Source organism: Nocardia abscessus NBRC 100374 (assembly GCF_000308455.1).
Classification (GTDB): Bacteria; Actinomycetota; Actinomycetes; order Mycobacteriales; family Mycobacteriaceae; genus Nocardia; species Nocardia abscessus.
Map to the genome: position 1 here is coordinate 1 of NZ_BAFP01000116.1, position 856 is coordinate 856.

General features: G+C 68.7%; 2 pseudogenes. Both read left to right on the forward strand.

The features are described from left to right. Positions 1–391: 391 nt before the first annotated feature. Positions 392–448, forward strand: a pseudogene (locus tag ON19_RS45015) (hypothetical protein); the annotation flags it as partial. A gap of 66 nt (positions 449–514) precedes the next feature. Then, positions 515–856 (forward strand): annotated as a pseudogene (locus ON19_RS43945) (lytic transglycosylase); the annotation flags it as partial.

An 856-nucleotide genomic window follows, 5' to 3' on the forward strand; every position in this document is an offset into this window, starting at 1 on the left:
GGGTGGACAGTCGCGGGTGGCGGGGTTGTTGCCGGTGTCGCCGGAGTTGCCGCGGCGGTTGCGGGCGGTGTCGCCGCCATTCGCGGGTGTGGTGCCGTTGCAGGAGGTTACGTTGCCCGCGGTGGGGGGTGCGTTGGGGATTCCGGAGGTGGTGTTGGCGGCGTATCGGAATGCGGAGTTGGCATTGGGGTCTTCGGCGCCGGGGTGTGGGTTGTCGTGGCATTTGCTGGCGGGGATCGGGCGGATCGAGTCGGGGCATGCGCGGGGTGGGCGTACGGATGCGGCGGGGACGACGGTGTCGCCGATTCTGGGTCCGGCGTTGGATGGGAGTTTGCCGGGGAACGAGGTGATCAGGGCTGCTGATGGGGGGTATGTGCGGGCGTTGGGTCCGATGCAGTTCTTGCCGGGGACATGGGGTGGTTATGGTGCGGACGGGAACGGGGACGGGGTGGCGGATCCGCACAATGTGTTCGATGCTGCGTTGGCGGCGGGGAAGTATTTGTGTTCGGGGGGTGTGGATCTGCGGGATCGGTCGCAGGAGTTGCGGGCGGTGTTGCGGTACAACAACTCGATGGCGTATGCGGCGAATGTGCTGAGTTGGTCGGCGGCTTATCGGAGTGGGGGTTCGCCGACGCAGGTGCGGATTTCGCCGGATCTGGTGCCGCCGGGGGTGTTGTCGCCGGGTTCGGATATGTCGGCGGTGCGTACCGGTGTGCCGGGTACCGATCCGGCCGAGCAGGCGCGGGCGGCGGGTCAGGCGCCGCTGCCGCGGCCGCGGCCGCAGCCGACGCAGGTGATGATCACGATTCCGGGTCTGCCGCCGATCCCGTGCGGGATCTTCTGCCCACCCCCACCG